Origin of the sequence: Amycolatopsis granulosa (genome assembly GCF_011758745.1) — a bacterium.
Classification (GTDB): Bacteria; Actinomycetota; Actinomycetes; order Mycobacteriales; family Pseudonocardiaceae; genus Amycolatopsis_E; species Amycolatopsis_E granulosa.
Map to the genome: position 1 here is coordinate 1,981,627 of NZ_JAANOV010000001.1, position 25,848 is coordinate 2,007,474.

Sequence of the window (25,848 nt, forward strand, 5' to 3'; positions counted from 1 at the left end):
CGAACGTTGCGATGACTCGCTTGCTGTCTCGACCATGACATGCGCTGCGCAAACACCGCCAGCGCTCCAATTTGCCAATTTCTGCGAATTTTGGCGTAGCATGTTGTGAAGGTTGCGAAACAGCGTTTCGCAGCCGCCGCAAAGTCCGGGGACTGAATCGGTCACGTGATCGGTGCGGTCTGGAAAAGCTCTTCGGAAAGGGCCTGTCGTGGAGAAGACTTTCGCCGGCGCGAAGCTGCGCCACCTGCGGGAGAGCCGGTCGATGAGCCAGGCGGACCTGGCCAGGTTGCTCGAAATCAGCCCCAGCTACCTCAACCAGATCGAGCACAACTCGCGTCCCTTGACCGTTCCGGTGCTGCTGCGCATCACCGAGGCGTTCGGCGTCGACACCGAGTTCTTCGCCAACAACGACACCAGCCGCCTGGTCGCCGACGTGCGCGAAGCCCTGCTCGACGAGGCGATCGGCATCGACGCGACGACCAGTGAGCTCAACGAGCTGGCGAAGAACCTGCCCACGATCGCGCAGGCCCTGGTCCGGCTGCACCGCAGCTACCGGGCGGCGGTGGAGAGCACGGCCGCGCTGGTCACCGAGAACGGCCTGGGACCGCACGGCAGCGCCGCGGCCCCCCTGCCGCACGAGGAGGTCCGCGACTTCTTCTACGAGCGGGAGAACTACGTCGCCGAGCTGGACGAACGCGCCGAACGCATGGCCGAGGACATCGGCCTGCGGCGCGGAGCCGTGCACAACACCCTGCAGGAACGGCTCGCCAACCACTACGGCGTGCAGGTGACCAGCGAGGGCATCGACGAGGCAGCCGGGCAGCAGCACCGCTACTCCCCCGACGCGAAGATCCTGCGGCTCGCCCCGAGCCTGCGCGTCGGCCAGCGGGCGTTCCGGATGGCTTCGCAGATCGCGCTGCTCGAGTACGACGACCTGATCACCGAGCTCGCCGACTCGTGGGCGTTCTCCGGCCCGGCGGCCCGGTCACTGGCCAGGGTGGGGCTGGCCAACTACTTCGCCGGGGCACTGATCCTGCCGTACGGGCCGTTCCTGTCCACTGCGGAGAGCTTCCGCTACGACATCGAGCGGCTGTGCGACCACTTCGGCGTCGGCTTCGAGACGGTGTGCCACCGCCTGTCCACCCTCCAGCGGCCGAAGCGGCGCGGCGTGCCGTTCTCCTTCGTGCGGGTGGACCGTGCGGGCAACATGTCGAAGCGGCAGTCGGCGGCCGGCTTCCACTTCTCCCGCGTCGGCGGGTCGTGCCCGCTGTGGAACGTCTACGAGGCGTTCAGCTCCCCGGGCAAGATCCTCACCCAGATCGCGACGCTGCCGGACGGCAAGAGCTACTTCTGGATCGCGCGGACGGTGTCCCGCAACATCGGCGGGTACGGCAGCCCGGGCAAGATGTTCAGCGTCGGGCTCGGCTGCGAACTCCGCCACGCCGGCCGGCTGATCTACTCGACGGGCCTGGACCTGGACGCCAGGGCGGCCGCCACCCCGATCGGCATGGGCTGCAAGGTGTGCGAACGCCCGGCCTGCCCGCAGCGCGCGTTCCCGACGATCGGCAAACAGCTCACGGTCGACGAGAACACCAGCACCTTCGTTCCGTACCCGGCGGTGCCCAAGGGCTGACGTAGCGACATGACGAAGATCTTTCGGATCCTTGCGATCAGCGGGAGCACGCGGGCGGGCTCGACCAATTCGGCGATGCTCGCCACCGCGCGAGCCGTCGTGCCCGAAGGCGCTGCGGTCGACATCTACGAGGGTCTGCGGTCGCTGCCGCACTTCGATCCGGACGACGACCGGGACCCGTTGCCGGCGGCCGTTGCCGACCTGCGCGGACAGCTGACGGAAGCGGACGCGGTGCTGCTGTGCACCCCGGAGTACGCGGGTGCACTGCCCGGGTCCTTCAAGAACCTCCTGGACTGGGCGGTCGGCTCCGAGGCGATGGACGGCAAGCCGGTGGCATGGATCAACGTGTCGTCCTCGATCACCGGAGCCGCCGGGGCGCACGCGTCATTGCGGACCGTGCTCGGCTACCTGAGCACGCGGATCGTCGAGGACGCATGCGTGCACATCCCCGTCCCGCGGAACGCGGTCGGCGTGGACGGTCTCGTCCACGACGACGCCGTCCGCGAGCAGGCGCGGAAGGCGCTCAGCGCGCTGGCCACCGGCTGAGCCGGCCAACACTCCGGCAAACACGGCGCCACGAGCGGCGAACACGGCGCGACCAACGGCAAACACGCGCACCTACCGGCGTGTTCGCCGCTCCCGGCGGCGGCTTGGCCGACCGCGGCTGCGCGCTAGTGCTGTTCCAGCGTTTTCTGCAGCGCCTTGCTCGCCTTGCGGGCCATGTCCGCGACGGCCTCGCGGCGGGCGGCGTCGGCCTCGTAGTCGGCCCGCCGGTCCCGCACCACCCGGGCCGGGGAGCCGACCGCGATGGCGTAGTCCGGGATGTCGCCGCGCACGACCGCGTGGGCGCCGAGCACGCAACCGCGGCCGACACGGGTTCCGCGGAGGACCGACACCTTGGTGCCGATCCAGGTGTCCGGTCCGATCCGGACCGGGGTCTTCACGATGCCCTGGTCCTTGATCGGCAGGTTGATGTCCGCTGTGACGTGGTCGAAGTCACAGATGTAGACCCAGTCGGCCACCAGTGTCGCGGCGCCGAGTTCGATGTCGAGGTAGCAGTTGATGACGTTCTGCCGCCCGAAGACCGCCTTGTCGCCGATCCGCAACGAACCTTCGTGGCAGCGGATGGCGTTGCCGTCGCCGATGTGCACCCAGCGGCCGATCTCCAGGCGGCCGTATCCGGGCCGGCAGTGGATCTCCACGTCCTTGCCGAGGAAGACCATGCCGCGCAGGATGATGTGCGGGTTGGCGAGCCGGAACTTGAGCAGCCGCCAGTACCGCACGAGGTACCAGGGCGTGTAGGCCCGGTTGCGGAGGACCCAGCGCAGGGACTCGGCGGTCAGGAACCTCGCCTGTCGCGGATCGCGCCGGGCGCGGCGCCAGGCCTGCACCCGGGACAGCACCGGCGATCCCCACATCGATGTCATAGGTTGACAGTATGCCGCTCCCGTTGATCATCGATACGGACCCGGGCGTGGACGACGCCTTCGCGATCGCCATGGCGGCGCTGAGCGAGGACGTGGAACTGCTGGGTATCACCACCGTGTTCGGCAACGTCCCGCTCGAGGCGACCACGCTCAACGCCCGCCGGGTGCTGGCGTTGTGCGGGCGTGCCGACGTGCCGGTGGCCGCCGGTGCCGCGCGCCCGCTGGTGCACGCGCAGCTGCGGCGCGCCAGTCACGTGCACGGGCCGGACGGGCTGTCCGGGCGCTCGGCGGCGCTGCCCGAGCCGCACCGGGCGCTGGAGCCGGGCGGCGCGGTCCGCCTGCTGGTGTCGCTGCTCGAGGCCGCCGAGGAGCCGGTGACGATCGCGCCGATCGGCCCGTTGACGAACATCGCGCTGCTGCTGGCCGCACACCCGCAGGTGCGGGAGAAGATCGGCCGGATCGTGATCATGGGTGGCGGCCTGGCCGGTGGCAACTCGACCGGTGCGGCGGAGTTCAACATCTGGAGCGACCCGGAGGCGGCGCGGCGGGTGCTGGTCGAGGAGACCGTGCCGTGCGTGCTGGTGCCGATGGACCTGACGTACCGGTGCGCGGTGGACAGCGCGTGGCTGGGCGAGCTCGCCGCGTCCGGCCCGGTCGGTGCCGCGCTGGCGGCCCTGACCCCGGACTACCTGGCGCACTACCGCACAGCCCTCGGGTGGGACGGGATCGTGCTGCACGACGCGGTCGCGGTCGCCGAGGCGATCCGGCCCGGCATCCTGCGCACCGAGAGCTATCCGGTGGAGGTGGAGTGCTCGCTGGGCCCGGCGCGCGGCGCGACGCTGGTCGACCGGCGGCGGCAGGCGCTGCGTGCGGACGCGGAGGGCGGTGTGGTGCCGGGCCGGATCGAAGTCGCGGTGGACACCGACCTGGACGGGCTGCGCGCGTTCATCCTGGAGCGTCTGGCCCGCGGCTGAGGTCCCGGCGGCCGGACGGGCGAGTCGCCGCTAGGGCTGGGCGGGGTGCGGGATGCGCACCGCGGCGAGGCGGCGGTTGCGCGAGGAAACGCTTTCCGCGCCCTTGGCCACGCTCGTGCAGCGCGGGTAGTCCGCGTTCGGATCCGGGTCGAGGATCTTCTCGCAGGTCACCACGTGTTCGGCGCCGCCGAGGACGAACCGCAGGCTCGTGCCCGGCCGCACCAGCACGTGCGACAGCCGGACGTCGTGGGAGTCCCTGTCCTCGCCGAGGCCGAAGAACGGGTCCGCGTACCGCACACCGTCGGCTTCGAAGAGGTGCTCCTCGCCGGCCGCGTCGAGCGCTTCGGCCAGCACGCCGAGCGTCACGCTCGCCGGGATCAGCAGCCGCCACCACCGCGGTGGCTTGCGGCCCGTCACCGTGATCTTCAGCTGGTACACGCTGAGCCGCACCGAGGCGGCGAAGGCGGCGAGCTCGCGCCGCAACGCCGTGGCTTCGGGCTCCAGCGCGTCCAGCCCGCCCCGGTCGCGGACGTAGTGGTACGCCTCCTCGACCCCGCTGCGCTCCCGCGCGGACAAGGCGTACTCGGTGACCATGCGCCGCCGCTCCGCTCCGGTCAGCCCGGGACCGTCGTCCCACATCGCCAGCATCGCGGCGGCGTGCGGCCGCACGTTGCGGTAGCTCAGGGCGCTGTGCCACGCCGGCAGCACCTCGTCACCGAAGCCGGCGGCCACCTCGACGGCCGCGACGCGTTCGACGGGCGAGGCGAATTCGGCGGCGTAAAGCAGTTGCGCCGCACCATCCACCGGCCGCCGGCCCTCGAACCAGCGCAGCGCCTGGTGCCACGCCTCGTCGGCGGGCAGCGGCGCGAGACGGTTCAGCAGCTGTCCGGCCGGCAGATCGGGCGTGACCGGGCGCGGTTCCCGCGCCGCCCACTCCTCCAGCGCCCACTGGCCCAGCGGCGTGACCTTCCGGTCCCCGTCGAGGGCGCCGAACTCGGTGAGCACGTCGAGCGCCGCGTCCAGCGGGAACGGCCCGGTGCCGCCGAAACTCGCCGCGGCCGCGTGGGCGTCCTCGCTGCCCTTGAGCAGCCGGTGCACCGAGAACACCAGATCGTCGAGCAGCGGCCCGTTGGCCAGCGCCGTGAGCACCGCGCGGCACAACGCGAACGCGCCCCGGCGCCGCGGGTCGGCCGACTCCGCGCGCAGCACCGCGTCCAGGCCCTTGAGCCACAACTGCGCCGGATCGTCGTGTGCGGGCCGTGCGACCGCCTCCTCGACGCCGACCTCGATCAGCCCGGCGCCTTCCGCGGCCACCCACGGGCGGTGGATCGTGACGACATCCGCGGCGGACCGGACCTTCTCGCCCACCTCGACGCCCAGCACCCCGGCGACCGAGGGCACGTCGGCGGGGCGCAGAACTCCGTTGGGCGTAACGGGTCTCCCGTCGCCGACCCAGCTCGCCAGCGCCCTGGTGCGGGAGAGCGCGCGGCACTGACTCGCCAAGGTGGAGATTCCGGTACTCACCCACAGGACTTTAGCGAGCGCGCCGCCGGACCCGGACGGGTGCTTTCCGTCCACAGTAGCCCGAGCGATGTCGACAAGTCGATCATGGGACGCGCGGTCTCGCCACGCGCGCTAGTCCAGGTCGACCCGCACGGTCAGCGGCGCGATCCCCAGGCGGCGCACGACCCAGCTGTTGAACGACGGCAGTTTCCTCAGCCGCTCGTCCGGGTCGTCGTCCGGCAGCAGGTGGGCCGTGCCGGCGCGCCAGGTCCGGCCCAGCCGCACCCGCACCTTGGGGTTCGCCTCGATGTTGCGGACGTAGGCCGCGTGCCTGCCGTCGCCCGCCACAAACCAGAACGAGTCTCCGGTGACCTTCCCGCCGACCGGGGTCTGGCGGGGCACGCCGGTGCGGCGCCCGATCGTCTCGAGCACCACCTGCCCGGGCATGCGCCTGGTCACCGGGTTGATCAGCCGGTGGAACGCGTCCGCCGCCCGCTTCTTCTCCTCTGCGCTCTTCGCCACCGTTCATGCTTACCAAGGTTTCCGATCACGCGGCGGCGACTTCGCGGCCGTCCGGCCACTTCCGGCCGGCCAGTAATATGATGAGCATTGCTAATAGCTCCTAGACAGAGCTATCGTGAAGGCGTGCGAGACCTGGCCGAGAACCTCATGACGACCACCGCCGGACTGCGGCGGGTGGTGCGGCGCCGGGTGCGGGAAACCCTGCCGCACGCTCCGCTGCGCGCCGGGCAGGTCGAATTGCTCCGCGTGGTCGAGAGCCACCCCGGTATCGGCGTCGCCGCGGCCGCGCGGGCGTTGCACCTGGCCGGCAACTCGGTGAGCACGCTGGTCAACCAGCTCGTCGACGCCGGCCTGCTGGAGCGGCGCGCCGACCCCGCCGACCGGCGCGCGGCCCGCCTCGAGCTCACCGGCGCGGCCCGGACGAGGCTGGCGAGCTGGCGCCGCACGCGCACCGAGTTCGTCGCCTCGGCGGTCGCCACCCTGCCGGCCGCGGACCGCGACGCGATCGAGGCCGCACTCCCCGCGCTCGGCCGGCTGATCGACGCACTCCAGGAGGAGAGATGACCACACCCGCCGTGCGCTGCGCCGGCCTCCGGCACGCCTTCGGCGACACCGTCGCCGTCGACGGCGTCGACCTGGAGATTCCGGCCGGTCAGGTGTTCGGGCTGCTCGGCCCCAACGGCGCCGGCAAGACCACGACGATCCGGATGATCACCACCCTGCTGCCGGTCCGGACCGGCACGGTCGAGGTCTTCGGGCTCGACGTCACGCGCCGGAAGATGGCCGTGCGGCGCTTGATCGGCTATGTCCCGCAACAACTCTCCGCCGACGGCTCGCTCAGCGGCCGGGAGAACGTGTCGTTGTTCGCGCGCCTGTTCGACGTCCCCCGGCGTGAGCGCGCGGAACAGGTCGGCACCGCGCTCGGCGCCGTGGGCCTGCTCGACGACGCCGACCGCACGGCCGCGACGTACTCCGGTGGGATGATCCGCCGCCTCGAACTCGCGCAGGCGCTGGTCAGCTCGCCGCGGCTGCTCATCCTGGACGAGCCGACCATCGGGCTCGACCCGGTGGCCCGCAGCGGTGTGTGGGAGCGCATCGGCCAGGTTCGCGCCGAGACCGGGATGACGGTCCTGGTCACCACGCACTACATGGAGGAGGCCGAGCAGTACTGCGAGCAGGTCGCGCTCATGCACCGCGGCCGAGTCCGCGCCCTGGGCAGCCCCGCCGACCTGCGGGCGCAGCTGGGGCCGGGGTCCACTTTGGACGACGTCTTCCGGGCGGTCACCGGTGACGCGTTCGACGACACCGACAAGGGAGGGATGCGAGGTGTCCGCGCCGCTCGACGCACCGCCCGCCGCCTGGGCTGAACCCGATCCGGTCCGCCGCCTGCTGTCCCGCGTGGGCACGATGTGCCTGGTGGAGCTGCAGAAGCTGCGCCGCGACCGCTCCGAACTCGTCACCCGCGCGATCCAGCCGGCGCTGTGGCTGCTGATCTTCGGCGAGACCTTCACCCGGCTGCGCGCCATCCCGACCGGGGACACGCCCTACCTGGACTTCCTCGCACCCGGGATCCTCGCGCAGTCCGCGTTGTTCATCGCGATCTTCTACGGGATCCAGATCATCTGGGAACGCGACGCGGGCGTGCTGGGCAAGCTGCTGGTCACGCCGACACCGCGCGCCGCGCTGGTCACCGGCAAGGCGTTCGCGGCCGGGGTGCGGGCGTTCGTGCAGGCGGTGATCGTGCTCGTCCTCGCCGCGATCCTGGGTGTCGGCCTGACCGCCAACCCGCTGAAACTGATCGGCGCCGCGCTCGCCGTGGTGCTCGGTTCGGCGTTCTTCTGCTGCCTGTCGATCGTCATCGCCGGGCTCGTGCTGTCCCGCGAACGGCTGATGGGCATCGGGCAGGCGATCACGATGCCGTTGTTCTTCGGCTCCAATGCGCTCTATCCGGTGGACCTGATGCCGGATTGGCTGCGTGTACTCAGCCGCGTGAACCCGCTCAGTTACGAGGTGGACGCCCTGCGCGGCCTGCTCATCGGCACCCCGCACCACCTCTGGGTGGACTTCGCGGTGCTCACCGGGTCCGCCTCGGTCGCCATCGCGGTCGCATCCGCCCTGCTCGGACGGCTCGTGAGGTGAGTTTGCCCACTCCACGCCGGGGGTAGTCCAGCGGGCACATCACGCAACCGTGGTGACGTCGGACGAAGGGGACAGGCGCCATGTCTCGTACCGAACACACCCGCGTGCGGGCCGCCGGCTTCCAGCCGGCCCAGGGACTGGCCGCGCTCGTCGGCCTGGTCTACCTCGCCGTGGGGATCGTCGGGTTCGTGCGGACCGGGCTCGGCAGCTTCACCGGCAACCAGCACCAGATGCTCCTGGGCTTCATGATCAACCCCTTGCACAACCTGGTCCACACGGTGATCGGTGTGCTCGGCCTGGTGTTCGCCGCGAGCTCACCCTCGGCCCGCACCTTCGGCTGGATCCTGTTCATCGGGTACGGGCTGATCGGCATCTGGGGCCTGATGGTCACCGGGGTGATCTCGTCGAACCCCGTGTCCGGCCTCGGCAACCCGCTCAACCTGAACGGGGCCGACAACTGGCTGCACCTGGTGACCGCCGTCCTGGGCCTGATCATCGCGATCATGCCGGCGCGCAAGCGGGCGCAGATGGAGTCCACGGACACCGGTACGACGGGCGCCGGGATGCAGCAGCCGGTGGTGACCGGGAACGACGTGCCGGGCAACGCGGACGTCCCGACCCGTCCGGTGCCGCAGCAGACCGGCGCGGACGAACCCGGCCGGCACCGCACCTCGCGGTGGCGGGCGCGCCGACCGGGGCACACCACGCACTGATCGTCGGGCAGACTGCCGGGCGTGAGCGGAACAGTGCTGGTGCTCGGCGGGCGCAGTGAGATCGGCCTCGCCGTGGCGCGGAAACTCGCGGGCGGCGGAGGAAAGTTCGTGCTCGCGGCCCGGCGCTGCGGCGACCTCGATGACGAGGAGGCGTCGCTGCGCCGGGCCGGCGCGTCGGACGTGGCGCGGGTCGAGTTCGACGCCGACGACGTGGCCCGGCACCGCGCGGTGCTGGACAGGGTCGTGGCCGAACACGGTCCACTGGCGACCGTGGTGGTCGCGTTCGGCGTCCTGGGCGACCAGGAGCGGGCCGAACGCGACGCCGCGCACGCGATGGCCGTGATCCACACGGACTACGTGGCGCACGTGAGCATCCTGACCGAGCTGGCGAACCTGTTGCGCGCGCAGGGCCACGGCCGGCTCGTGGTGTTCTCCTCGGTGGCCGGCGTGCGGGTGCGGCGGGCGAACTACGTGTACGGCTCGGCGAAGGCCGGGCTGGACGGCTTCGCGAGCGGCCTCGCCGACGCGCTGCACGGCAGCGGCGTGCGGCTGCTGCTGGTGCGGCCCGGTTTCGTCATCGGCCGGATGACCGAGGGCATGTCGGCAGCCCCGTTCGCCAGCACACCGGAGCAGGTGGCCGCGGCGACGGTCCGTGCCCTGCACCGCGGGCGTGGGGAAGTGTGGGTACCGCCCGTGTTGCGCCCGGTGTTCTTCCTGATGCGGCTGCTGCCGCGGGCGGTCTGGCGGCGCCTGCCCCGCTGATCGGCGACGGCCACCTCGCGGCGAGCGCGAGGTGGCCGTCGGTACGAGGTCCGGCGTCAGCCGCCGAGGAGCCCGCCCACCAGGCCACCGACGACACCCAGCAGGCCGTCGTCGTGCTTCGTGGTCGTCGTGGTCGGGGTTCGCGAGGACGAGCTGGACGGCTGCGGCGAACTCGGCTGGGTCGTCGTGCTCTGCGCAGTGGTGCTCTGCGCCGTGGTGGTCGTGGTCGTCGCCGCCGGGGGGTTGCTCCTGCCGGTAGCGGTACCGGCCGCGGGAGCGGCGGGCTGCGTCGACGTCGAGGCGGGCGCGGCGGCCGAGCCACTGGGGGTGGACGACAGGTCCGTCCGCGCGTGGCTGCTCGTGCTGCTGGTCCCGCCGGGCCGAGTGGCCGCCGACTGCGACGACGCGCTGCCGGGCGGCGGCAGGTCCGGGCTCACCGGCGTCGGCGTGCTACTGGCCAGCAGCTGCTGCTGCGGCGCCGCGATGGTGCTCGTGCTCGTGCTCGCCGACGCGTTCCCGGTGCTGGTGTCCAAGCTGCCGCCGCCCACGCCGCCCGGCGCGGCCGTGTCGTGCAGCTGCCCGGTGGTCAGCGTGGTCACCGCGACGCCGGCCAGCGCGGCCACACCCGCGGCGAGCGCGCCGATCCGGCCGGCCTTGCGCTTGTCCCACCGGCTGCCCGGCTCGCTCTCGCGCCGCAGGATGCTCGCCGCGGGGATGCGCACGGTCGGCGCCTCAGCCACCTCCGGGGTGATGCCGGAGTCGTCCGGCTGCGGCTCGGGATCCTTCGGCAGCTTGACGGCGGTGAACTCCTGTGTGACGCCCTCCCGGCGCAGCAACTCTGCGACACTGACCTGTCGCGTCTTGGCACTCCGTCGAGTGTCTGTGCCGTCGCTCGTCACGCTGAACCTCTCCACTTCCGCTACTGCCCGCGACATAATTACCGTTGTTATCAGTTCGTTGCCTTCTATCGTGTGCGAGGTCACATCCGATAGGCCAAATGTCGTACGGATCGTGACAAGTCGATCGCGGAGCCGACCCGATAGCCGACCCGATACTGTGAGCCTGATCGCGGGGATGGCGGAGGTGACGAGCGTGGTGGGCCGCAACCCTCTTTCGTGGGTGAGCCGCGTCGCCGACTGGTTCGAGCAGCGCGGCGTCTACGTCCCGGGCGAGGACAACCACACGGTCGACCCGTGGCGCGATTTCGGCTGGTTGATCGTGGCCTGGCTGGTCGGGTGCGGCACCTTCATCCTCTTCCTCGCACTCGCGGTCTGATCCGGGGCGTGAGAGCGCGATCACCATCGGTGCCGCTCCGATCACGGATCGGCCACAGCCCGACACCAGGTCCGCGTCAACCCCGTGCGGTGACTCGCACGTGCATGGGAAGACCGACAAAGTGGAGCGCGCCCGGCGGAAATACCTACCCCGTTCGGACCAGTCGGGCGGCAGCTGAAGACGTGAGGAAGTGGCCCCTGTGCGCACCCCGAGGCACGCGATGGCCGCTCTCGTCCTGGTGGCGGTGACCGCGTGCGGTGCACCCGCGCAGGTCGGGAGCGGGTCGACGAGCACCGGTGGGGACATCGCGGCACAGCAGGCCCTGCCCGCGCTGCGCACGCTCGATTTCGGCGGCCAGTTCCGGTTCGCCGACGGGATCGCCGTATCGGTGTCCGCGCCCAAGCCGTTCAAACCCAGCGACAGCGCGTACCCGCACAGCGATCGCGCCGTCGCGTTCGAGATCATCATCCGCAACGAGGGCGCCCAGCCGTACCGGCTGTCCGGCCTGAGCGTGTCCGCGACGGTCGGGAGCGTCCCGTCCAAACAGGTCGTGGACTCCACCCAGGGCTACAGCGGGATCGTGGAGGCAGGCAAGGACGTGCAGCCCGGGCGCGACGTGCGGGTGAACCTCGCGTTCACCGCGCCACCGCAGACGGCCGAGATGAAGCTGACCCTGCGGCCCACCGCGACCAGCCCGGTCATCGCGGTGTACTGCGGGCGCGCCTGAGTACGCTCGGGCCATGACTGACCCGCAGCGGCTCACCGCCGGTGAGAAGGCCCCCGACTTCACCCTCCCCGACAGCACGGGCAAGCAGGTGTCGCTGTCCGACTTCCGTGGCAGCCACGTCGTCGTCTACTTCTACCCCGCGGCGGGCACGCCCGGGTGCACCAAGCAGGCGTGCGACTTCCGGGACAACCTCGCCGAGCTCGACGGCGCCGGCTACCAGGTGCTCGGCATCTCCCCGGACAAGACGGAGAAGCTCGCGAAGTTCGCCGAGGCCGAGGGGCTGACGTTCCCGCTGCTGTCCGATCCGGACAAGACCGTGCTCACCCAGTGGGGTGCCTTCGGCGAGAAGAAGAACTACGGCCGCATCGTCCAGGGCGTCATCCGGTCGACCTTCGTGATCGACCCCGAGGGCACGATCGTCAAGGCGATGTACAACGTCCGCGCGACCGGCCACGTGGCGAAGCTGCTCAAGGACCTGCAGATCGCCGGCTGAGCCACATCGGCCAACACCCCACCCGGACCAGCAAACACGCCGACGCGCGGCGTGTTCGCCGCGGGGGGCGGTGGGTTGGCTGGCGCTACATCCCCGTGCGGTAAGCGGCGACCAGCTGGTTCTCCGCGTCGTCCAGGTAGGCGGCGAGCAGGCGCTCCGCGGCGGCGCCGTCACCGGCGTGCAGCCGGTCCAGGATCTCCCGGTTGCGCTCCAGGTACGGCTCGTGGAACGGCTGCGGGTCGGCCATCACGTGGAAGACCAGCCGCAGCTCGGCGAGCAGCCCGCGCACCAGCTCGTCGACCCGGGGGCTGCCGGCAAGCGTGATCAGCGCCTGGTGGAAGTGGATGTTGGCGGTGCCCAGCTCACGCCAGGCCTGGCGCTTCTTCGCGTCCTCACCGTCGGCCACCGCGGCCTCCACCGCCCGCAGCTTGTCCCCCGGCGGGCTGTCGATCTCCCGCAGCACCGCGCACTCGACGAGCTTGCGCACCTTGTACAGGTCGATCACGTCCTCGACCGACAGGCGGCGCACGAACACGCCCCGGTTCAGCTCGTGGACCAGCAGCTTCTCGTGTGTGAGCAGCCGGAACGCCTCGCGCAGGGTGTTGCGGGAGACGCCCAGCGCCCCGCCGATCGCCTCCTCGGACAGCCGGCTGCCAGGCTCGAAGTAGCCCTCCGTGATGCGCGTACGCAGGATGTCCGCCAGGCGTTCGGCGGTGCTGGTGCGCCCGAGCAGCAGGCGGTCCGCTTCGAGCCCGGTGCTGAGCATCGAGCCCATGGACTCCGCGTCGGTGGTCACTCGAGGCCTCCGGTTTTTCAGGGTCGGACCGTGTAACGGAAACTTAACCATCCCTCGAAGGACAGTCCAACCTGCGACTTGTTCTACGAAAAGTCTATCCGGATGCTTCGAAGCCCGGAGCATGTTCCTCGAAAGTATTGACGGATCGTTCAACAATCCCTAACTTCATGACCTACCTCACTCCCTTCGATGGATGGACATCGTGATGACCGCTTCAACTGAGACCACGGACAAGCGCTCCCTGCGCCGCGCGTTCGTGGCGAGCTTGTCCGGCACCACCCTCGAGTACTACGACTTCGCGGCCTACTCCGTGGCGGCCGCGACCCTGTTCGGCAAGCTGTTCTTCCCCTCGGGGGACGCGCTCGCCGGCACCATGGCGGCGTTCTCCACCTACGCGGTCGGCTACCTGGCCCGCCCGCTCGGTGGGTTCGTCTTCGGGCGGCTCGGCGACAAGCTGGGCCGCAAGCAGGTGCTCGTGTTCACCCTGCTGCTGACGGGTATCGCCACGTTCCTCATCGGCGCCCTGCCGACCCACGCCTCGGTCGGCGGCTGGGCCGCCGTGCTGCTGGTGCTGCTGCGCTTCGCGCAGGGTGTCGGTGTCGGTGGTGAGTGGGGTGGCGCCGTGCTGCTCTCCAGCGAGTTCGGCGACCCGAAGAAGCGCGGCTTCTGGGCCTCGGCCGCGCAGATCGGCCCGCCGGCGGGCAACCTGCTGGCCAACGGTGTGATCGCCCTGCTGACCGCGCTGCTGAGCACTGCCGCCTTCGAGTCCTGGGGCTGGCGCGTGGCGTTCCTGCTGTCCGGTGTCCTGGTGCTGTTCGGCCTGTGGCTGCGGATGAAGCTCGAGGAGACCCCGGTCTTCAAGAAGATCGCCGAGAGCGGCGAGAAGCCGAAGGCCCCGCTCCGGGAGGTCTTCACGCAGGAGCCGCGGGCGCTGATCGCCGGCATCCTGGTCCGCATCTGCCCGGACGTGCTCTACTCGCTGTTCACGGTCTTCGTCCTCACCTACATGACCAGCGAGCTGCACATGACCCGCAGCCAGGGCCTGACCGCGGTGATGATCGGTTCGGCGTTCCAGCTGTTCCTGATGCCGGCCGCCGGCGCGCTGTCCGACCGGTTCAACCGCCGCACGATGTACATGGTGGGCACGATCGCCGCGGCGGTCTGGCCGTTCCTGTTCTTCCCGCTGGCCGGCACCAAGTCCTACCTGGCCATCGCCGTCGGCATGGTCGTGGCGCTCGCGATCCACGCCCTGCTCTACGGCCCGCAGGCGGCGCTGATCACCGAGCAGTTCTCCGAGCGCCTGCGCTACACCGGCAGCTCGCTGGCCTACACCCTGGCCAGTGTGGTCGGCGGTGCGGTCGCCCCGCTGATCTTCACCGCACTGATCGCCAGCTACCACTCCTGGGTCGCGGTGGCGCTGTACGTCGTGGTGACCGCGGTGCTGACCGGCATCGGTGTCACGCTCGCCCGCAAGGCGCCCGTGGAGACCGTCGCGATCCCGGCTCCGACGGCGGAAGTCGCACGATGAGCGCCCCCGCGACCACCGCCACCATCGATCTGAACTGCGACGTGGGCGAAGGGTTCGGCGCCTGGCGGATCGCCGATGACGAGGCGCTGCTGGACGTCGTGACCGGCGCCAACGTGGCCTGTGGCTTCCACGCCGGTGACCCCTCGACCATGCGGCACGTGTGCGAGGCGGCGGTGCAGCGCGGGGTCACCATCGGCGCCCACGTCGGGTACCGGGACCTGGCCGGGTTCGGCCGCCGGTTCCTCGACGTGGACCCCGTCGAACTGATCGACGAGATCCTCTACCAGCTGGGTGCGCTCGACGCGCTGGCCGGCGCGTCGGGCGGCGAGATCGCCTACGTCAAGCCGCACGGCGCGCTGTACAACGCCATCGCCACGCACGAGAAGCAGGCGGGCGCGGTGGCCGAGGCGGTGTGGCAGTACGACCCGACGCTGCCGGTGCTCGGGCAGCCCGGATCCCGGTGGCTGGCGCGGGCCGCCGAGATCGGGCTGACCACGATCGCGGAGGCGTTCGCCGACCGCGGGTACTCGCCCGACGGGCGGCTCCTCCCCCGGCGCGAGCCGGGGGCGGTGCTGACCGACCCGGACGAGGTCGCGCGGCGATGCGTCCGGCTGGTGCGGGACGGCGAGGTGGTGGCCGTGGACGGCACGGTCATCCCCCTCCAGGCGGGTTCGCTGTGCGTGCACAGCGACACCCCGGGCGCGGTGGCGCTGGCCACCGCGGCCCGTACCGCGCTGGTGTCGGCCGGGGTCGAGGTGCGGAGTTTCGCATGAACATCCGGCGATGCGGGGACCAGGCGCTGCTCGTGGACGTCGGCGACGGCGGGATCGACGCGGTGCTCGGGCTGTACTCCGCGCTGTCCGACCCCCGGCCCGACGGCGTGACGGAACTGGTGCCGGCGGCGCGCACGCTGCTGGTGCGCTTCGACCCGGCGATCATCGGCGCCGGCGAGCTGGCGGAGCTGCTGGCGGGCACCGAACCGGTGCCCGCCCAGGAGATGCGCGGCGAGCTGGTGGAGATCCCGGTGCACTACGACGGCGCGGACCTGGCCGAGGTCGGCAAGCACACCGGCCTCGGCCCGGACGGTGTCGTCGAGATGCACACCGCCGCCGAGTACACGGTGGCGTTCGGCGGCTTCGCTCCCGGTTTCGGGTACCTGACCGGGTTGCACCCGAAGCTGCACCTGCCGCGGCGGGCCACGCCGCGGACGCACGTGCCCGCGGGTGCGGTCGCCATCGCCGGTGAGTTCACCGGCATCTACCCGCGGTCGTCCCCGGGCGGCTGGCAGCTGGTCGGCCGGACCGACATCCCGCTGTGGGACCCGGCCCGTCGTCCGCCGGCCCTGCTGCGGCCGGGTACCCGCATTCGCTTCCGGGAGGTTCGATGATCGAGGTGGTGCGGCCCGGGCCGTTGACCACGGTGCAGGACCTGGGGCGTCCCGGACTGGCCGCCCTGGGGGTCGGCCGGTCCGGGGCCGCTGACCGGCGGTCGGCGGCGCTGGCGAACCGGCTCGTGGGCAACCTCGACGGCGCCGCCGTCCTGGAGACCACGTTCGGCGGCCTGGTGCTGCGGTTCCGGCAGGTGGCGCGGGTCGTGGTGACCGGCGCGCCGTGCCCGGTCCGACGCGGCCGCCGTGGCGAGGCGATGAACGCGCCGTTCACCGTGTGGCCGGGCGAGGAACTGGTGCTCGGTGCGCCGACCTCCGGCCTGCGCACCTACCTGGCGGTGCGCGGCGGGATCGGCGTGGACAAGGTGCTGGAGTCCCGGTCGACCGACCTGCTGGCCGGGCTGGGGCCGGCCGCGCTGAGCGAGGGCGACGTCCTGCCGGTCGGGCGCGACGAATGCGGTCCGCTGCCGTCGGTGGAGGTCGCGCCCGTGCCCGATCCGGCCGGGTTCGGGCTGACGGTGCGCGTGATGCCCGGTCCGCGGGACGACTGGTTCACCGCGGAGGCGCTGCGGACCTTCGCCACCGCGACCTACGAGGTCACCTCCGAGAGCAACCGCGTCGGCGTGCGGCTGACCGGTCCGGTGCTGGAGCGCGCGCGGGAGGGCGAGCTGCTCAGCGAGGGCATGGTGCCGGGCGCGATCCAGGTGCCGCCGTCGGGGCTGCCGCTGGTGTTCCTCGCCGACCACCCGGTGACCGGTGGCTATCCGGTGATCGGCGTCGTGCTGACCGACGACCTGCCGGTGATGGCCCAGGCGCGGCCCGGGCAGACCGTCTCGTTCCGGCTCGTGTCCGCCGCTCTCCCGGCTGCGGCCTGAAGCTCCCGGGAGCCGTCCGCACGGGCGGCTCCCGGGTCTCCACTTCTCATTGTCCGGCCAGCTCCCGCAGCGCGGGCAGCAGCGCCCGCAGCGCCCGTCCGCGGTGCGAGGCAGCGTCCTTTTCGGCCGGTGCCATCTCCGCCGAGGTGCGGTTCTCCCCCTCCGGCCGGAAGACCGGGTCGTAGCCGAACCCGTTGCTGCCGCGGGCTTCCCGGAGCAGGGCACCGCGCCACTCACCGCGCACGACGGTCTCGGTGCCGTCCGGCAGCACCAGTGCGGCCGCGCACACGAAAGCCGCGCCGCGCCGCTCGTCCGGCGTGTCGGTGAGCTGCGCCAGCACCAGGTCGAGGTTGGCCTGGTCGTCGCCGTGCCGGCCGGACCAGCGGGCGGAGAGCACGCCGGGCATGCCGTTCAGCGCGTCGACCGTCAGGCCCGAGTCGTCCGCCACCGCGGGCAACGACGTGGCGGCCACCGCGTCCCGCGCCTTGGCGAGTGCGTTCTCCTCGAACGTCGCGCCGGTCTCCGGCGCCTCGGGGAACTCCGGCACGTCGGACAGGCCCACGACCTCGAGCCCGTCGATGCCTTCGGCCGCGAGGATGCGCCGCAGTTCACCGAGCTTCTTGGCGTTGCGCGTGGCCAGCAGGACGCGGCTCACTTCACGCCCTTCTTCTTGCCGGTGGCCGGCTCGGGCAGCTCGTGCGGGTAGGGCTGCGCCAGCGCGGCCTGCTGCAACCGGGTGAGCTCCGCGCAGCCGGCCTGCGCGAGGTCCAGCATCTTGTCCAAAGTAGAGCGGGTGAAGGTGGCGCCCTCGCCGGTGCCCTGCACCTCGATGAGGGTGCCGGCATCGGTGCAGACCACGTTCATGTCGACCTCGGCCCGCGAGTCCTCCTCGTACGGCAGGTCCACGCGCACGCGCCCGTCCACCACGCCGACGCTGACCGCGGACACCATCGCCGACAGCGGTTGCGGATCGGCCAGCCGGCCGGCCGCGGCCAGCCAGGTGACCGCGTCGGCCAGCGCCACGTACCCACCGGTGATCGCGGCCGTCCGGGTGCCGCCGTCGGCCTGGATCACGTCGCAGTCGAGCTGGATCGTGTTCTCGCCGAGCGCCGACAGATCGATGCAGGCCCGCAGTGAACGGCCGATGAGCCGGCTGATCTCGTGGGTGCGGCCGCCGATGCGGCCCTTCACCGATTCGCGGTCGCTGCGGTCGTGCGTGGCCGAGGGGAGCATCGCGTACTCGGCCGTCACCCAGCCCAGGCCCGATCCGGCGCGCCACCGGGGCACGCCCTCGCTGACGCTGGCCGCGCAGAGCACCTTCGTGTTGCCGAACTCGATGAGCACCGAGCCGGCGGGCCACTGCTGGAATCCCCGCGTGATCTGCACGTCGCGGAGCTGGTCGTCGTTCCTGCCGTCTTTTCGCACCACGCGTGCAGCGTAGAACCCCGCTACCGTGGCTGCTCATGCGCGCTGCCTTCGCGACCGTGCTCGCCTGCCTGCTGTGCCTGACCGCCGCACCGGCCACCGCCAGCACAACCACCTGCGCGAACACCCTGACCTGCACCGCCGCGGACATCGACGGCATGACGATCGCGCAGCGGCTGGCGTTTTTACGCGCCCTGTCGGCCGGACCGGCGGCGGAAATCGTCCCCGGGTACGCGCCGCGCTGGCGCAACATCGAGGGCGTGCTGGAGTTCTTCGCCGACCGCGGACTCGGCTCGCCCGGCAGCTGGGTGTCCTTTGTGGATGCGGGCATCCTGGAGGGCGTCGAACGGGGTATCGCGCTCGCCCGCGGGGACAGCGCGGACACCTTCGGCAACCCCGGGGCGCCGCTGTGGGCCGCCTACCTCACCCGGTTGCGTGACGGACGGCTGTCCGGGCGGTCCGCGCACGACCGCGCCTGGAGCACCGCCGAGCAAGCGTCGACGGAGTACGGCGTGGGGCTGGCCGAGCGGGTGCACGGCCGCACCGCCACCCCCGTCGAGCAGCGCTTCTACCAGTTCTCCGAGTTCTACCGCTGGACGCTGCGTGCCCGCCCGGTGCTGCTGGACCTGCTGTCCCCGCCGGTCGGTCCCGGCCGGGCGCGGCAACTCACCTTCCTCGACTGGTTCACCGACGTCACCAACGACGTCCCCGCCCGCCGCGGCGCGCATCTGGCCTACGACCTGGCCGGGTTCGGCGCACCGGGCGGGGCGCTGGACTTCGCCGCCCTGTTCCGCGCCTACGCCGACGCCCTCGCGGCGGACTACCTTCCGGCGCCCGGGATGTATCAGACGTCGTAGACCGCGCCGCGCTCGACGAGCGCCGCGCCCGGGAACGCCGCGGTGGCCTCGGCGCGGATGGCGTCCCGGTCGCTCCACGGCGCGACGTGCGTGATCAGCAGCCGCGACACGCCCGCGTCGCGGGCGAGCTCGCCCGCCTGCCTGCCGGACAGGTGCACGCCCGGCGGCCGGTCCGCCGCGTCGGTCCAGGACGCCTCGGCGAGCAGCACGTCGGCGTCGCGTACCAGCTCGGTGAGGGCGTCACACGGCCCGGTGTCGCCGGTGTAGGCCAGCGTCCGGCCGGCGTGGCGCACCCGCAGCCCGAACGCCTCGGTCGGGTGGGACACCGGAACCGCGGTGACCTCGAACGGGCCGATCTTCACCGGATCGGCGGTCAGCGCGTGGAACTCGTAGACGTCGGACAGATCGGTCCCGGCCAGTTCCGTCTCGTTCGGCGCGTAGGCCATCGCCAGCCGCACCGGCGCGTTCGCGGGAGCGTGCACCGGCAGGCGGCGCGCGGCCGGGTCGTAGGGCGGCGCGGGGTGGTAGCGCCGCAGCACGGTCAGCGCGGTGAAGTCGGCGCAGTGGTCGGGGTGCAGGTGCGACAACAGGAGCGCACCGAGGTCGAACGGGTCATGCCGCGTCTGCAGCTCGGCGAACACGCCGTTGCCGAACTCGACACCGAGCAGGAAACCGTCCGCCTCGAGCAGATATCCGGACGCGGGCTCGCCCGGGCCCGGCACGCTGCCCGAACAGCCGAGGATCGTCAATCGCACGAGATGACACCCTGCCAGCTCAGGCGCTGAGGGGCGAGAGCACGCCGGGCGCGAAGCCCATGAACCGCTGCGCGAGCCGGACGAACGGTTCCGGCGAGCCGGTGGCGATGAACTCGTGCCGCGGCGGGGTGTCCCGTTCGGCGAGCAGGTCCTGCTCGGTGAGCACGCGGACCACGTCCTTCGCGGTCTCCTCGGCGCTGGAGACGAGCGTGACCTCCGGGCCCATCACGATCTGCAGGACGCCCGTCAGCAGCGGGTAGTGCGTGCAGCCCAGCACCAGCGTGTCCACCTCGGCGCGCAGCAGCGGTTCGAGGTAGCCCTGCGCGAGCCCGAGCACCTGGCGCCCCGAGGTGACGCCCCGCTCGACGAAGTCGACGAACCGCGGGCAGGCGACGGTGGTGATGGCCATGTCGCGGGCCGCCGCGAAGGCGTCCTCGTAGGCGCGCGACCGGATGGTGCCCAGCGTGCCGATCACGCCGATCCGGCCGGTGTGGGTGGCGGCGACGGCCCGACGCACGGCCGGCAGCACGACCTCGACGACCGGCACGTCGTAGCGCTCGCGGGCGTCACGCAGGCACGCCGCCGACGCCGTGTTGCAGGCGATGACGAGGGCCTTCACCCCGCCGTCGACGAGGTCGTCCAGCGCTTTCAGCGCGAGTTCGCGCGCCCGCGCGATGGGCAGCGGGCCGTACGGGTTGTGCGCCGTGTCCCCCACGTAGCGCAGCTGCTCGGACGGCAGCTGGTCGAGGATCGCGCGGGCGACCGTGAGGCCCCCGACGCCGGAATCGAACACACCGATCGGGGCCTCGCGATTGCTCACGGGGTCGAGGGTACCGTCCGCCGCCGTCCCGCCCGGGCGCCGAACCAGGCGGCGAGGATGCCACCGAGCGCGCCGAAGGCGTGCGCCTGCCAGGAAACGCCCGGGTGCCCGGGTAACACGCCCCACAGCATCCCGCCCCAGCCGATCAGCAGCACCGCGGCCACCACGATCTGCGCGAACGCCCGGTTGAACAGGCCGCGGACCAGCAGGTACGCCAGCCACCCGAAGGCCAGCCCGGACGCGCCGATGGTGACCGTGCCCGGCTCCGCGGTCAGCCACACCCCCAGCCCGCTGACCAGCCAGATCGTCGCGGTCACCAGCGCCCAGCGGACGAGCCCCGCCGCCATCGCGAGGAACGCGAACACCACCACCGGCACCGTGTTCGCCAGCAGGTGCGGCCAGCCGGCGTGCAGCAGCGGCGCCCACACCACACCGTCGAGCCCACCCAGCGTGCGCGGCACGATGCCCTCGGCGTCGAGCCGGTGGTGCAGGACCGTGTCCACGGCCTCAGCCAGGTACAGCAGCGCGGTGAACACCAGCACGACGAGCGCGGCGGTCTTCGGCTTCGCGGGCAGGACACGGTTCGCCTGGTCGTACCGGGGCGCGGGCAACGTGCTCATGCCATCCACGGTACGAGCGGCGCGGCCCGGCGGAATCGGGAGAAAACCCTGAACCCGCGGTGCGGATCCCCGGCCCGGCACCGGGCGCGATCACCGCTTGCGATCGCCCCGCTGCCGCAGGACCTCGTCTCCGCCACCGCCGGAAACACGGCGGCGCCCCGCTCCCGCACGGGAAAGGGGCGCCGTCCGGGTCCGGTCAGGCCCAGAGCTGGCCGTCGAGACGCTCGGCGGCCTCGTCCAGCGTGCCGCTGTAGGCGCCGGTGGACAGGTACTTCCACCCGGCGTCGGCCACGATGAACGCGATGTCGGCCTTCTCGCCCTTCGCCGCCGCCTTCTCGGCCACGCCGAGCGCGGCGTGCAGGACCGCGCCGGTGGAGATCCCGGCGAAGATGCCTTCGTGCTCCAGCAGCTCCCGCGTGCGGCGCAGCGCGTCGTAGGCGCCCACCGAGTAGCGGCCGTTGAGCACGTCCGGGTCGTACAGCTCCGGCACGAACCCCTCGTCCAGGTTGCGCAGCCCGTACACCAGTTCCCCGTAGCGGGGCTCAGCGGCGATGATCTGCACGTGCGGCTTCTGCTCGTGCAGGTAGCGGCCCACGCCGACCAGCGTGCCCGTGGTGCCCAGGCCACCGACGAAGTGCGTGATCGTCGGCAGGTCCTTGAGCAGCTCCGGGCCGGTCGTCCGGTAGTGCGCGTCCGGGTTGGCCGGGTTGCCGTACTGGTAGAGCATCACCCAGTCCGGGTTCTTCTCCGCCAGCTCCTTGGCTCGCCGCACGGCCTCGTTGGACCCGCCCGCGGCGGGCGAGAACACGATCCGGGCGCCGTAGGCCTGCAACAGCTGCTTGCGTTCGGCGGAGGTGTTCTCCGGCATCACGCACACCAGGCCGTAACCCTTGAGCTTCGCCGCCATGGCCAGCGAAATGCCGGTGTTGCCCGACGTCGGCTCGAGGATCGTCGATCCCCGGCGCAGTCTGCCGTCACGCTCGGCGGCCTCGATCATCGCCAGCGCGGGGCGGTCCTTGATCGAGCCGGTCGGGTTGCGGTCCTCCAGCTTGGCCCACAGGCGCACGTCGTGCGTCGGGGACAGCCGGGGCAACCCCACCAGCGGCGTGCCGCCGAGGGCGTCCAGCAGCGACTCGTACCGGGCCATGCCTAGCGGGCGCCGCCGGCGACCGCGGGCAGGATGGTCACGGTGTCGCCGTCCTTGACCTCGGCGTCCAGACCGCCGGCGAAGCGCACGTCCTCGTCGTTGACGTAGACGTTCACGAAGCGGTGGAGCTTGTCCTCCTTGACCAGACGGCCCTTGATGCCGCTGTGCCGGGCCTCGATGTCGTCGATGACCTCGGCGACGGTCTTGCCGGACGCCTCGACCGACTTCTGACCACCCGTGTGCGTACGCAGGATGGTGGGGATGGACACGGTCACGGCCATGGGTAACTACCTCCGCTTGGGTTTCTTCCAGCTCTGACGTCCGGCTGCCCGGCGTTATTCCGTGAGATCGGCGATCTCCACCGGCTCCTCGGTGACGACACCGTCCACGATGCGGTACGACCGGAACTCGTGGGTCTCCGGGTCGCGGGTCGAGACCAGCACGTAGTGCGCGTCGGGCTCGGAGGCGTAGGACACGTCGGTGCGTGACGGGTAGGCCTCGGTCGCGGTGTGCGAGTGGTAGATGACGACCGGGACCTCGTCGTTCGCGTCCATCTCGCGGTAGAGCTTGAGCAGGTCGCCGGAGTCGAACTCGTAGAACGTCGGCGAGCGCGCCGCGTTGAGCATCGGGATGAACCGCTCCGGGCGGTCGGAGCCCGCGGGACCGGCGATCACCCCGCACGCTTCGTCCGGGTGGTCCCGGCGGGCGTGCGCGACGATCTCGTCGACGAGTTCACGGCGGATCCGAAGCACGAGGGTCATCTTACGTGCCGGACTCCAGGGGTTCACAGAGTGAGAGTGCGCACGCCAGCGCCACGGCGTCCTGCGCGTGCGACAGCCACTCGAGTGTGACGCCCCGGGCGCTGACCGGGAACCGCGCCCAGGCGCGCCCATCCCGCCACCGCGGTTTGCGCAGGTAGAGGGTCTGGGCGTGGCCGAAGGTGATCAGCCAGGCCCGCTGCCAGGCCGGATCCAGGGTGACCGCCGTCGCGCCCGTCCAGCCGCGCACGACCGCCCGGACCGCGGTCGTCACACTCCGCCGCATCGCCGCACCGTGCCGCGCCCGGAACTCCCGGGCCTCGCGGATCAGCAGGTGAGCGTCGGGGAACAGGTCCTCGTCCCGCAGCGGGCGCCGGCCGTGCCGGCCGGTCTCCAGCGCGGTCAGCAGTTCACCCGCGATCGCGTGGAGGCACTCCCCGACGTTCGGCGACATCTCGACCAGGACCTGCCCGCCCGGCAACGGGTGCGCGTCCAGGAAATCCACGTCACACGCCCTGCAGCGTGGCGTGCAGGCCGAGCACCTGCAGCTCGGCGACCAGCGCCTCGGCCTGCTCGCGGGAGGCGAACCGGGTGAGCTCCGCGGCGCCCTGGTGGTCCACGACGTGAGCGAACTCCAGAGCCCTCGCCGCGGGGAGCCCGAGCACGGCGTGCACCGCGCAGACCACCGTCTGGTAGGAGTTCACGTGGTCGTTGTGGACGACCACCAGCCACGCCCGCGCACCCTTCACGGCCACATGATCGCGGCCCGCCCGCCGCCGTTACGCGAACGCCTCCGGCCACACGTCCCGGTACGCCGGTACCCCCGCGACACCCTCCGCACGCAGCAACCCGTGCACGCAGGCCCGCGCGAAGACCCGCGCCGCCGCCCCGCACAGTTCGTCCAGTGCCGCCGCCCGGGTCGTCACCCCGAACGGGCCCGCGGCCGCGGGCAGCTCCCGGGCGCCGGTGGCGAGCGCGAACACGGTGTCACCGTCGAACATCGAGTGCGCCGGCCGCACCGCCCGCGCGAGGCCGTCCTGCGCCGCCACCGCGAGCCGCCGGCTCTCGGCCTTCGACAGGTCCGCGTCGACCGCGACCACGCCGATCGTGGTGTTCAGGTCCGTCTCCCGCCCGGGCACCGACGCCGCCCGCTCCGGCCACCGCACGCCGAACTCGCCCGCGACCTCGTGATCCGCCGCGAACGGCAGCCCGTTCTCGAACGACACCGCCTCACCCCGCGCGTTGACGACCGCCAGCGCGCCGACCACGAACTCACCCACGCGCTCGCTCGCCGTGCCGATGCCGCCCTTGAGCGACCCCACGGCCGCCCCGGCACCGGCGCCGACCGAACCCTGTGCGACGGAGATCCCCGCGGCCTCGCACGCGGCGTATCCGAACGACGGGTCCGGCCGGTTGCCCCAGTCACCGCGCGGCAGGTCGAAGATCACCGCGGCGGGCACGATCGGCACCACCTCGTGCGGACCCGCGCCGACGGCGAACCCGCGATTCCGCTCCGCGAGCCAGCGCATCACGCCGTCGGCGGCGGCGAGGCCGTAGGCGCTGCCGCCGGACAGGCAGATCGCGTCGACGTGCCGGACCAGGTTCTCCGGCTCCAGCAGGTTCGTCTCCCGGGTACCGGGCGCGCCGCCGCGCTGGTCGACCGCCCCGGTGGTGCCCGGCGGCGCGAGCACCACCGTGGTACCGGTGGCCCAGCCCGCACCGATCCGGTGGTGGTGCCCGACGAGCACCCCCGGCACGTCCGTGATCACGGCCGGATCACCCGGTCAATGCCTGGACGAGGCTTTCCTGCACCCACGTCAGCCAGTGGTAGACGCCCAGGTGCGGCGCCCGCGGATCGTCCTCGGGCAGCTCGTCGGGCATGTCCTCGGTGACGTCGAGCGCCGTGCCCAGCGCCAGCCGGACGTCGTTGATCGCGGCCAGCCACGCGTCGGCCTGCTCGTCGGTGAGCTGCACGTCGCCGCCGTCGCGCGGCAGCGTCTCCATGACCACCGTGGCCACGCCGACCTTCGCGTCGACCAGTTCCGGTTCGTGCAGCGACCGCAGCGCGCTCGCCGAGTCCAGGACCTCCTGGCTCGGCGTGTCCGGGTCGATCTTGTGGTAGTCCGGCAGCAACCGGGACAGCACCGGGTCGTCCGGGGACTGGGGCGATCCGGTGCGGATGCCGGTCAGCTCGGCCAGCGGGTCCTGCGGCGCCTCCTCGGCGCGCGCCCGCAGCATGTCCTCGAGCTGGCTCACCAGGCCGCGCAGCACCGCGGCCTCCTGCTGCTCGAACCCGGCGCGCACGCGGCCGCCCGTTCGCTGCCAGCCCCTCACGAAGTGTGCTCCATCGTCGCCCACAACCCCGCGGCGTGCAGTCTGGTCACGTCCGCCTCGACCTTCTCCTTCGTCCCCGACGACACCACCGCACGCCCCCTGTGGTGCACGTCGAGCATCAGCTTGGTGGCGTGGTCCCGGCTGTAGCCGAACAGCTTCTGGAAGACGTACGTCACGTACGACATCAGGTTCACCGGGTCGTTCCAGACGATCGTCTGCCACGGCTCGTCCTCGGCACCGGCCTCGGTGCCGATGGGTTCAACCTGCGTCTGTTCGGATGCGACAGGCGTGGTCATGCGATCCATGGTGTCACGGAACCCACATGCCGGGGACCGGTGGTGGCTCTGTTCGGGTGATTCAGCCGAACGCGCAAGTACC

The 25,848-nt window shown here is 71.9% G+C and carries 34 protein-coding genes; 16 read left to right on the forward strand and 18 right to left on the reverse strand.

The genetic code is table 11. The annotated features are described in order from the left end of the window. Window positions 1-208 precede the first annotated feature (208 nt). On the forward strand, window positions 209-1,633 hold the full coding sequence (locus FHX45_RS09500) for a short-chain fatty acyl-CoA regulator family protein (protein ID WP_167098883.1): 1,425 nt from the start codon (window positions 209-211) through the stop codon (window positions 1,631-1,633). Between the two features lie 9 nt (window positions 1,634-1,642). Then, on the forward strand, window positions 1,643-2,179 hold the full coding sequence (locus tag FHX45_RS09505; protein ID WP_167098886.1) for an NADPH-dependent FMN reductase: 537 nt from the start codon (window positions 1,643-1,645) through the stop codon (window positions 2,177-2,179). A gap of 125 nt (window positions 2,180-2,304) precedes the next feature. On the opposite strand, the gene FHX45_RS09510 is transcribed toward FHX45_RS09505, so the two are convergent. Beyond that, window positions 2,305-3,060: an acyltransferase gene (locus FHX45_RS09510; protein WP_167098889.1), complete on the reverse strand. Its 756-nt coding sequence runs from the start codon at window positions 3,058-3,060 to the stop codon at window positions 2,305-2,307. A gap of 11 nt (window positions 3,061-3,071) precedes the next feature. Between FHX45_RS09510 and FHX45_RS09515 the strand changes: the two genes are divergently transcribed. Further along, window positions 3,072-4,034 (forward strand): nucleoside hydrolase, encoded by a 963-nt coding sequence (locus FHX45_RS09515; protein ID WP_167098892.1) that lies wholly within the window; start codon window positions 3,072-3,074, stop codon window positions 4,032-4,034. Between the two features lie 30 nt (window positions 4,035-4,064). Here FHX45_RS09515 and FHX45_RS09520 read toward each other — a convergent pair whose 3' ends face one another. Next, window positions 4,065-5,558 carry a plasmid pRiA4b ORF-3 family protein gene (locus tag FHX45_RS09520; RefSeq protein WP_341771410.1) on the reverse strand — a complete coding sequence of 498 codons (1,494 nt, stop codon included), beginning with the start codon at window positions 5,556-5,558 and terminating at the stop codon, window positions 4,065-4,067. A 111-nt stretch (window positions 5,559-5,669) separates the two neighbouring features. After that, complete coding sequence (locus FHX45_RS09525; RefSeq protein WP_167098895.1) at window positions 5,670-6,059, reverse strand: nitroreductase/quinone reductase family protein; 390 nt, start codon at window positions 6,057-6,059, stop codon at window positions 5,670-5,672. A 123-nt stretch (window positions 6,060-6,182) separates the two neighbouring features. On the opposite strand from FHX45_RS09525, the gene FHX45_RS09530 reads away from it, so the two are divergent. From FHX45_RS09530 to dprE2, 5 genes are all read left to right on the forward strand, one after another. Further along, entirely contained in the window at window positions 6,183-6,623 is a 441-nt protein-coding gene (locus tag FHX45_RS09530) for a MarR family winged helix-turn-helix transcriptional regulator (protein WP_341771411.1), read from the forward strand. Then, entirely contained in the window at window positions 6,620-7,426 is an 807-nt protein-coding gene (locus FHX45_RS09535; RefSeq protein ID WP_167098898.1) for an ABC transporter ATP-binding protein, read from the forward strand. Before FHX45_RS09530 ends, FHX45_RS09535 begins: the two co-directional genes overlap by 4 nt. Continuing rightward, window positions 7,386-8,198: an ABC transporter permease gene (locus tag FHX45_RS09540; RefSeq protein WP_167098900.1), complete on the forward strand. Its 813-nt coding sequence runs from the start codon at window positions 7,386-7,388 to the stop codon at window positions 8,196-8,198. Before FHX45_RS09535 ends, FHX45_RS09540 begins: the two co-directional genes overlap by 41 nt. Window positions 8,199-8,278: 80 nt before the next feature. Then, the gene (locus FHX45_RS09545; RefSeq protein WP_167098903.1) at window positions 8,279-8,911 is read left to right on the forward strand and encodes a DUF4383 domain-containing protein; all 633 of its coding nucleotides are present in this window, start codon (window positions 8,279-8,281) and stop codon (window positions 8,909-8,911) included. A 21-nt stretch (window positions 8,912-8,932) separates the two neighbouring features. Next, window positions 8,933-9,673, forward strand: coding sequence for a decaprenylphospho-beta-D-erythro-pentofuranosid-2-ulose 2-reductase (dprE2, locus tag FHX45_RS09550; protein ID WP_167098906.1), 741 nt, complete (start codon window positions 8,933-8,935; stop codon window positions 9,671-9,673). A 56-nt stretch (window positions 9,674-9,729) separates the two neighbouring features. Here the strand turns inward: dprE2 and FHX45_RS09555 are convergent, their stop codons facing one another. After that, window positions 9,730-10,509, reverse strand: a complete 780-nt coding sequence (locus FHX45_RS09555) for a hypothetical protein (protein ID WP_243868969.1) — start codon at window positions 10,507-10,509, stop codon at window positions 9,730-9,732. Between the two features lie 256 nt (window positions 10,510-10,765). On the opposite strand from FHX45_RS09555, the gene FHX45_RS09560 reads away from it, so the two are divergent. The 3 genes from FHX45_RS09560 (at window position 10,766) to bcp (ending at window position 12,168) form a co-directional block, all read left to right on the forward strand. Further along, window positions 10,766-10,948 carry a hypothetical protein gene (locus FHX45_RS09560; RefSeq protein ID WP_341771649.1) on the forward strand — a complete coding sequence of 61 codons (183 nt, stop codon included), beginning with the start codon at window positions 10,766-10,768 and terminating at the stop codon, window positions 10,946-10,948. 199 nt (window positions 10,949-11,147) lie between these two features. Beyond that, window positions 11,148-11,675: a hypothetical protein gene (locus tag FHX45_RS09565; RefSeq protein WP_341771412.1), complete on the forward strand. Its 528-nt coding sequence runs from the start codon at window positions 11,148-11,150 to the stop codon at window positions 11,673-11,675. Window positions 11,676-11,688: 13 nt separating this feature from the next. Further along, a complete protein-coding gene (gene bcp, locus FHX45_RS09570; RefSeq protein ID WP_167098912.1) occupies window positions 11,689-12,168 on the forward strand; it encodes a thioredoxin-dependent thiol peroxidase in 480 nt (159 codons plus the stop codon). 85 nt (window positions 12,169-12,253) lie between these two features. Here bcp and FHX45_RS09575 read toward each other — a convergent pair whose 3' ends face one another. After that, complete coding sequence (locus tag FHX45_RS09575) at window positions 12,254-12,943, reverse strand: GntR family transcriptional regulator (RefSeq protein WP_208406848.1); 690 nt, start codon at window positions 12,941-12,943, stop codon at window positions 12,254-12,256. A 226-nt stretch (window positions 12,944-13,169) separates the two neighbouring features. Between FHX45_RS09575 and FHX45_RS09580 the strand changes: the two genes are divergently transcribed. The 4 genes from FHX45_RS09580 to FHX45_RS09595 are packed head-to-tail and all read left to right on the forward strand — an operon-like array spanning window position 13,170 to window position 16,754. Further along, complete coding sequence (locus tag FHX45_RS09580; RefSeq protein ID WP_243868971.1) at window positions 13,170-14,492, forward strand: MFS transporter; 1,323 nt, start codon at window positions 13,170-13,172, stop codon at window positions 14,490-14,492. After that, window positions 14,489-15,265 (forward strand): LamB/YcsF family protein, encoded by a 777-nt coding sequence (locus FHX45_RS09585; protein ID WP_167098920.1) that lies wholly within the window; start codon window positions 14,489-14,491, stop codon window positions 15,263-15,265. The genes FHX45_RS09580 and FHX45_RS09585 overlap by 4 nt, the downstream gene beginning before the upstream one ends. After that, window positions 15,262-15,879 (forward strand): 5-oxoprolinase subunit PxpB, encoded by a 618-nt coding sequence (gene pxpB / locus FHX45_RS09590; protein WP_167098922.1) that lies wholly within the window; start codon window positions 15,262-15,264, stop codon window positions 15,877-15,879. The genes FHX45_RS09585 and pxpB overlap by 4 nt, the downstream gene beginning before the upstream one ends. Next, the gene (locus FHX45_RS09595; RefSeq protein ID WP_167098925.1) at window positions 15,876-16,754 is read left to right on the forward strand and encodes a 5-oxoprolinase subunit C family protein; all 879 of its coding nucleotides are present in this window, start codon (window positions 15,876-15,878) and stop codon (window positions 16,752-16,754) included. Before pxpB ends, FHX45_RS09595 begins: the two co-directional genes overlap by 4 nt. Window positions 16,755-16,800: 46 nt before the next feature. Here FHX45_RS09595 and rdgB read toward each other — a convergent pair whose 3' ends face one another. Beyond that, window positions 16,801-17,409, reverse strand: coding sequence for an RdgB/HAM1 family non-canonical purine NTP pyrophosphatase (rdgB, locus tag FHX45_RS09600; protein WP_167098928.1), 609 nt, complete (start codon window positions 17,407-17,409; stop codon window positions 16,801-16,803). Further along, window positions 17,406-18,182 carry a ribonuclease PH gene (rph, locus tag FHX45_RS09605; protein ID WP_167098930.1) on the reverse strand — a complete coding sequence of 259 codons (777 nt, stop codon included), beginning with the start codon at window positions 18,180-18,182 and terminating at the stop codon, window positions 17,406-17,408. Before rph ends, rdgB begins: the two co-directional genes overlap by 4 nt. Window positions 18,183-18,217: 35 nt before the next feature. On the opposite strand from rph, the gene FHX45_RS09610 reads away from it, so the two are divergent. Further along, window positions 18,218-19,036: a hypothetical protein gene (locus tag FHX45_RS09610; RefSeq protein ID WP_167098933.1), complete on the forward strand. Its 819-nt coding sequence runs from the start codon at window positions 18,218-18,220 to the stop codon at window positions 19,034-19,036. On the opposite strand, the gene FHX45_RS09615 is transcribed toward FHX45_RS09610, so the two are convergent. The 11 genes from FHX45_RS09615 to clpS form a co-directional block, all read right to left on the reverse strand. After that, window positions 19,024-19,791 (reverse strand): MBL fold metallo-hydrolase, encoded by a 768-nt coding sequence (locus FHX45_RS09615; RefSeq protein ID WP_167098935.1) that lies wholly within the window; start codon window positions 19,789-19,791, stop codon window positions 19,024-19,026. The genes FHX45_RS09610 and FHX45_RS09615 overlap by 13 nt on opposite strands. Window positions 19,792-19,810: 19 nt before the next feature. Beyond that, window positions 19,811-20,611 (reverse strand): glutamate racemase, encoded by an 801-nt coding sequence (murI, locus tag FHX45_RS09620; protein ID WP_167098938.1) that lies wholly within the window; start codon window positions 20,609-20,611, stop codon window positions 19,811-19,813. Next, window positions 20,608-21,231 (reverse strand): rhomboid family intramembrane serine protease, encoded by a 624-nt coding sequence (locus FHX45_RS09625; protein WP_167098939.1) that lies wholly within the window; start codon window positions 21,229-21,231, stop codon window positions 20,608-20,610. Before FHX45_RS09625 ends, murI begins: the two co-directional genes overlap by 4 nt. A gap of 196 nt (window positions 21,232-21,427) precedes the next feature. After that, window positions 21,428-22,378 carry a PLP-dependent cysteine synthase family protein gene (locus FHX45_RS09630; RefSeq protein WP_167098942.1) on the reverse strand — a complete coding sequence of 317 codons (951 nt, stop codon included), beginning with the start codon at window positions 22,376-22,378 and terminating at the stop codon, window positions 21,428-21,430. Window positions 22,379-22,380: 2 nt separating this feature from the next. Further along, complete coding sequence (locus FHX45_RS09635) at window positions 22,381-22,659, reverse strand: MoaD/ThiS family protein (protein WP_167098944.1); 279 nt, start codon at window positions 22,657-22,659, stop codon at window positions 22,381-22,383. A 54-nt stretch (window positions 22,660-22,713) separates the two neighbouring features. Beyond that, a complete protein-coding gene (locus tag FHX45_RS09640) occupies window positions 22,714-23,139 on the reverse strand; it encodes a M67 family metallopeptidase (protein WP_167098947.1) in 426 nt (141 codons plus the stop codon). Window position 23,140: 1 nt separating this feature from the next. Continuing rightward, complete coding sequence (locus FHX45_RS09645) at window positions 23,141-23,641, reverse strand: hypothetical protein (protein ID WP_167098950.1); 501 nt, start codon at window positions 23,639-23,641, stop codon at window positions 23,141-23,143. A 1-nt stretch (window position 23,642) separates the two neighbouring features. After that, window positions 23,643-23,885, reverse strand: a complete 243-nt coding sequence (locus FHX45_RS09650) for an ATP-dependent Clp protease adaptor ClpS (protein ID WP_341771414.1) — start codon at window positions 23,883-23,885, stop codon at window positions 23,643-23,645. Between the two features lie 30 nt (window positions 23,886-23,915). Further along, window positions 23,916-24,905, reverse strand: coding sequence for a P1 family peptidase (locus tag FHX45_RS09655; RefSeq protein ID WP_167098955.1), 990 nt, complete (start codon window positions 24,903-24,905; stop codon window positions 23,916-23,918). A 7-nt stretch (window positions 24,906-24,912) separates the two neighbouring features. Continuing rightward, the gene (locus tag FHX45_RS09660) at window positions 24,913-25,470 is read right to left on the reverse strand and encodes a DUF2017 family protein (RefSeq protein ID WP_167098957.1); all 558 of its coding nucleotides are present in this window, start codon (window positions 25,468-25,470) and stop codon (window positions 24,913-24,915) included. Then, the gene (clpS, locus tag FHX45_RS09665; RefSeq protein ID WP_167098960.1) at window positions 25,467-25,766 is read right to left on the reverse strand and encodes an ATP-dependent Clp protease adapter ClpS; all 300 of its coding nucleotides are present in this window, start codon (window positions 25,764-25,766) and stop codon (window positions 25,467-25,469) included. Before clpS ends, FHX45_RS09660 begins: the two co-directional genes overlap by 4 nt. Between the last annotated feature and the right edge of the window lie 82 nt (window positions 25,767-25,848).

Excerpts from the sequence above, each read along its gene's own strand:
- FHX45_RS09585 (WP_167098920.1), top strand. The coding sequence starts at position 14,489 with ATGAGCGCCCCCGCGACCACCGCCACCATCGATCTGAACTGCGACGTG.
- FHX45_RS09515 (WP_167098892.1), top strand. The coding sequence starts at position 3,072 with ATGCCGCTCCCGTTGATCATCGATACGGACCCGGGCGTGGACGACGCC.
- FHX45_RS09505 (WP_167098886.1), top strand. The coding sequence starts at position 1,643 with ATGACGAAGATCTTTCGGATCCTTGCGATCAGCGGGAGCACGCGGGCG.
- bcp (WP_167098912.1), top strand. The coding sequence starts at position 11,689 with ATGACTGACCCGCAGCGGCTCACCGCCGGTGAGAAGGCCCCCGACTTC.
- FHX45_RS09535 (WP_167098898.1), top strand. The coding sequence starts at position 6,620 with ATGACCACACCCGCCGTGCGCTGCGCCGGCCTCCGGCACGCCTTCGGC.
- FHX45_RS09580 (WP_243868971.1), top strand. The coding sequence starts at position 13,170 with ATGACCGCTTCAACTGAGACCACGGACAAGCGCTCCCTGCGCCGCGCG.
- FHX45_RS09545 (WP_167098903.1), top strand. The coding sequence starts at position 8,279 with ATGTCTCGTACCGAACACACCCGCGTGCGGGCCGCCGGCTTCCAGCCG.
- FHX45_RS09510 (WP_167098889.1), bottom strand. The coding sequence starts at position 3,060 with ATGACATCGATGTGGGGATCGCCGGTGCTGTCCCGGGTGCAGGCCTGG.
- FHX45_RS09575 (WP_208406848.1), bottom strand. The coding sequence starts at position 12,943 with ATGGGCTCGATGCTCAGCACCGGGCTCGAAGCGGACCGCCTGCTGCTC.
- FHX45_RS09630 (WP_167098942.1), bottom strand. The coding sequence starts at position 22,378 with ATGGCCCGGTACGAGTCGCTGCTGGACGCCCTCGGCGGCACGCCGCTG.
- clpS (WP_167098960.1), bottom strand. The coding sequence starts at position 25,766 with ATGACCACGCCTGTCGCATCCGAACAGACGCAGGTTGAACCCATCGGC.
- FHX45_RS09610 (WP_167098933.1), top strand. The coding sequence starts at position 18,218 with ATGCGCGCTGCCTTCGCGACCGTGCTCGCCTGCCTGCTGTGCCTGACC.
- FHX45_RS09625 (WP_167098939.1), bottom strand. The coding sequence starts at position 21,231 with ATGAGCACGTTGCCCGCGCCCCGGTACGACCAGGCGAACCGTGTCCTG.
- pxpB (WP_167098922.1), top strand. The coding sequence starts at position 15,262 with ATGAACATCCGGCGATGCGGGGACCAGGCGCTGCTCGTGGACGTCGGC.
- FHX45_RS09640 (WP_167098947.1), bottom strand. The coding sequence starts at position 23,139 with ATGACCCTCGTGCTTCGGATCCGCCGTGAACTCGTCGACGAGATCGTC.
- FHX45_RS09595 (WP_167098925.1), top strand. The coding sequence starts at position 15,876 with ATGATCGAGGTGGTGCGGCCCGGGCCGTTGACCACGGTGCAGGACCTG.
- FHX45_RS09635 (WP_167098944.1), bottom strand. The coding sequence starts at position 22,659 with ATGGCCGTGACCGTGTCCATCCCCACCATCCTGCGTACGCACACGGGT.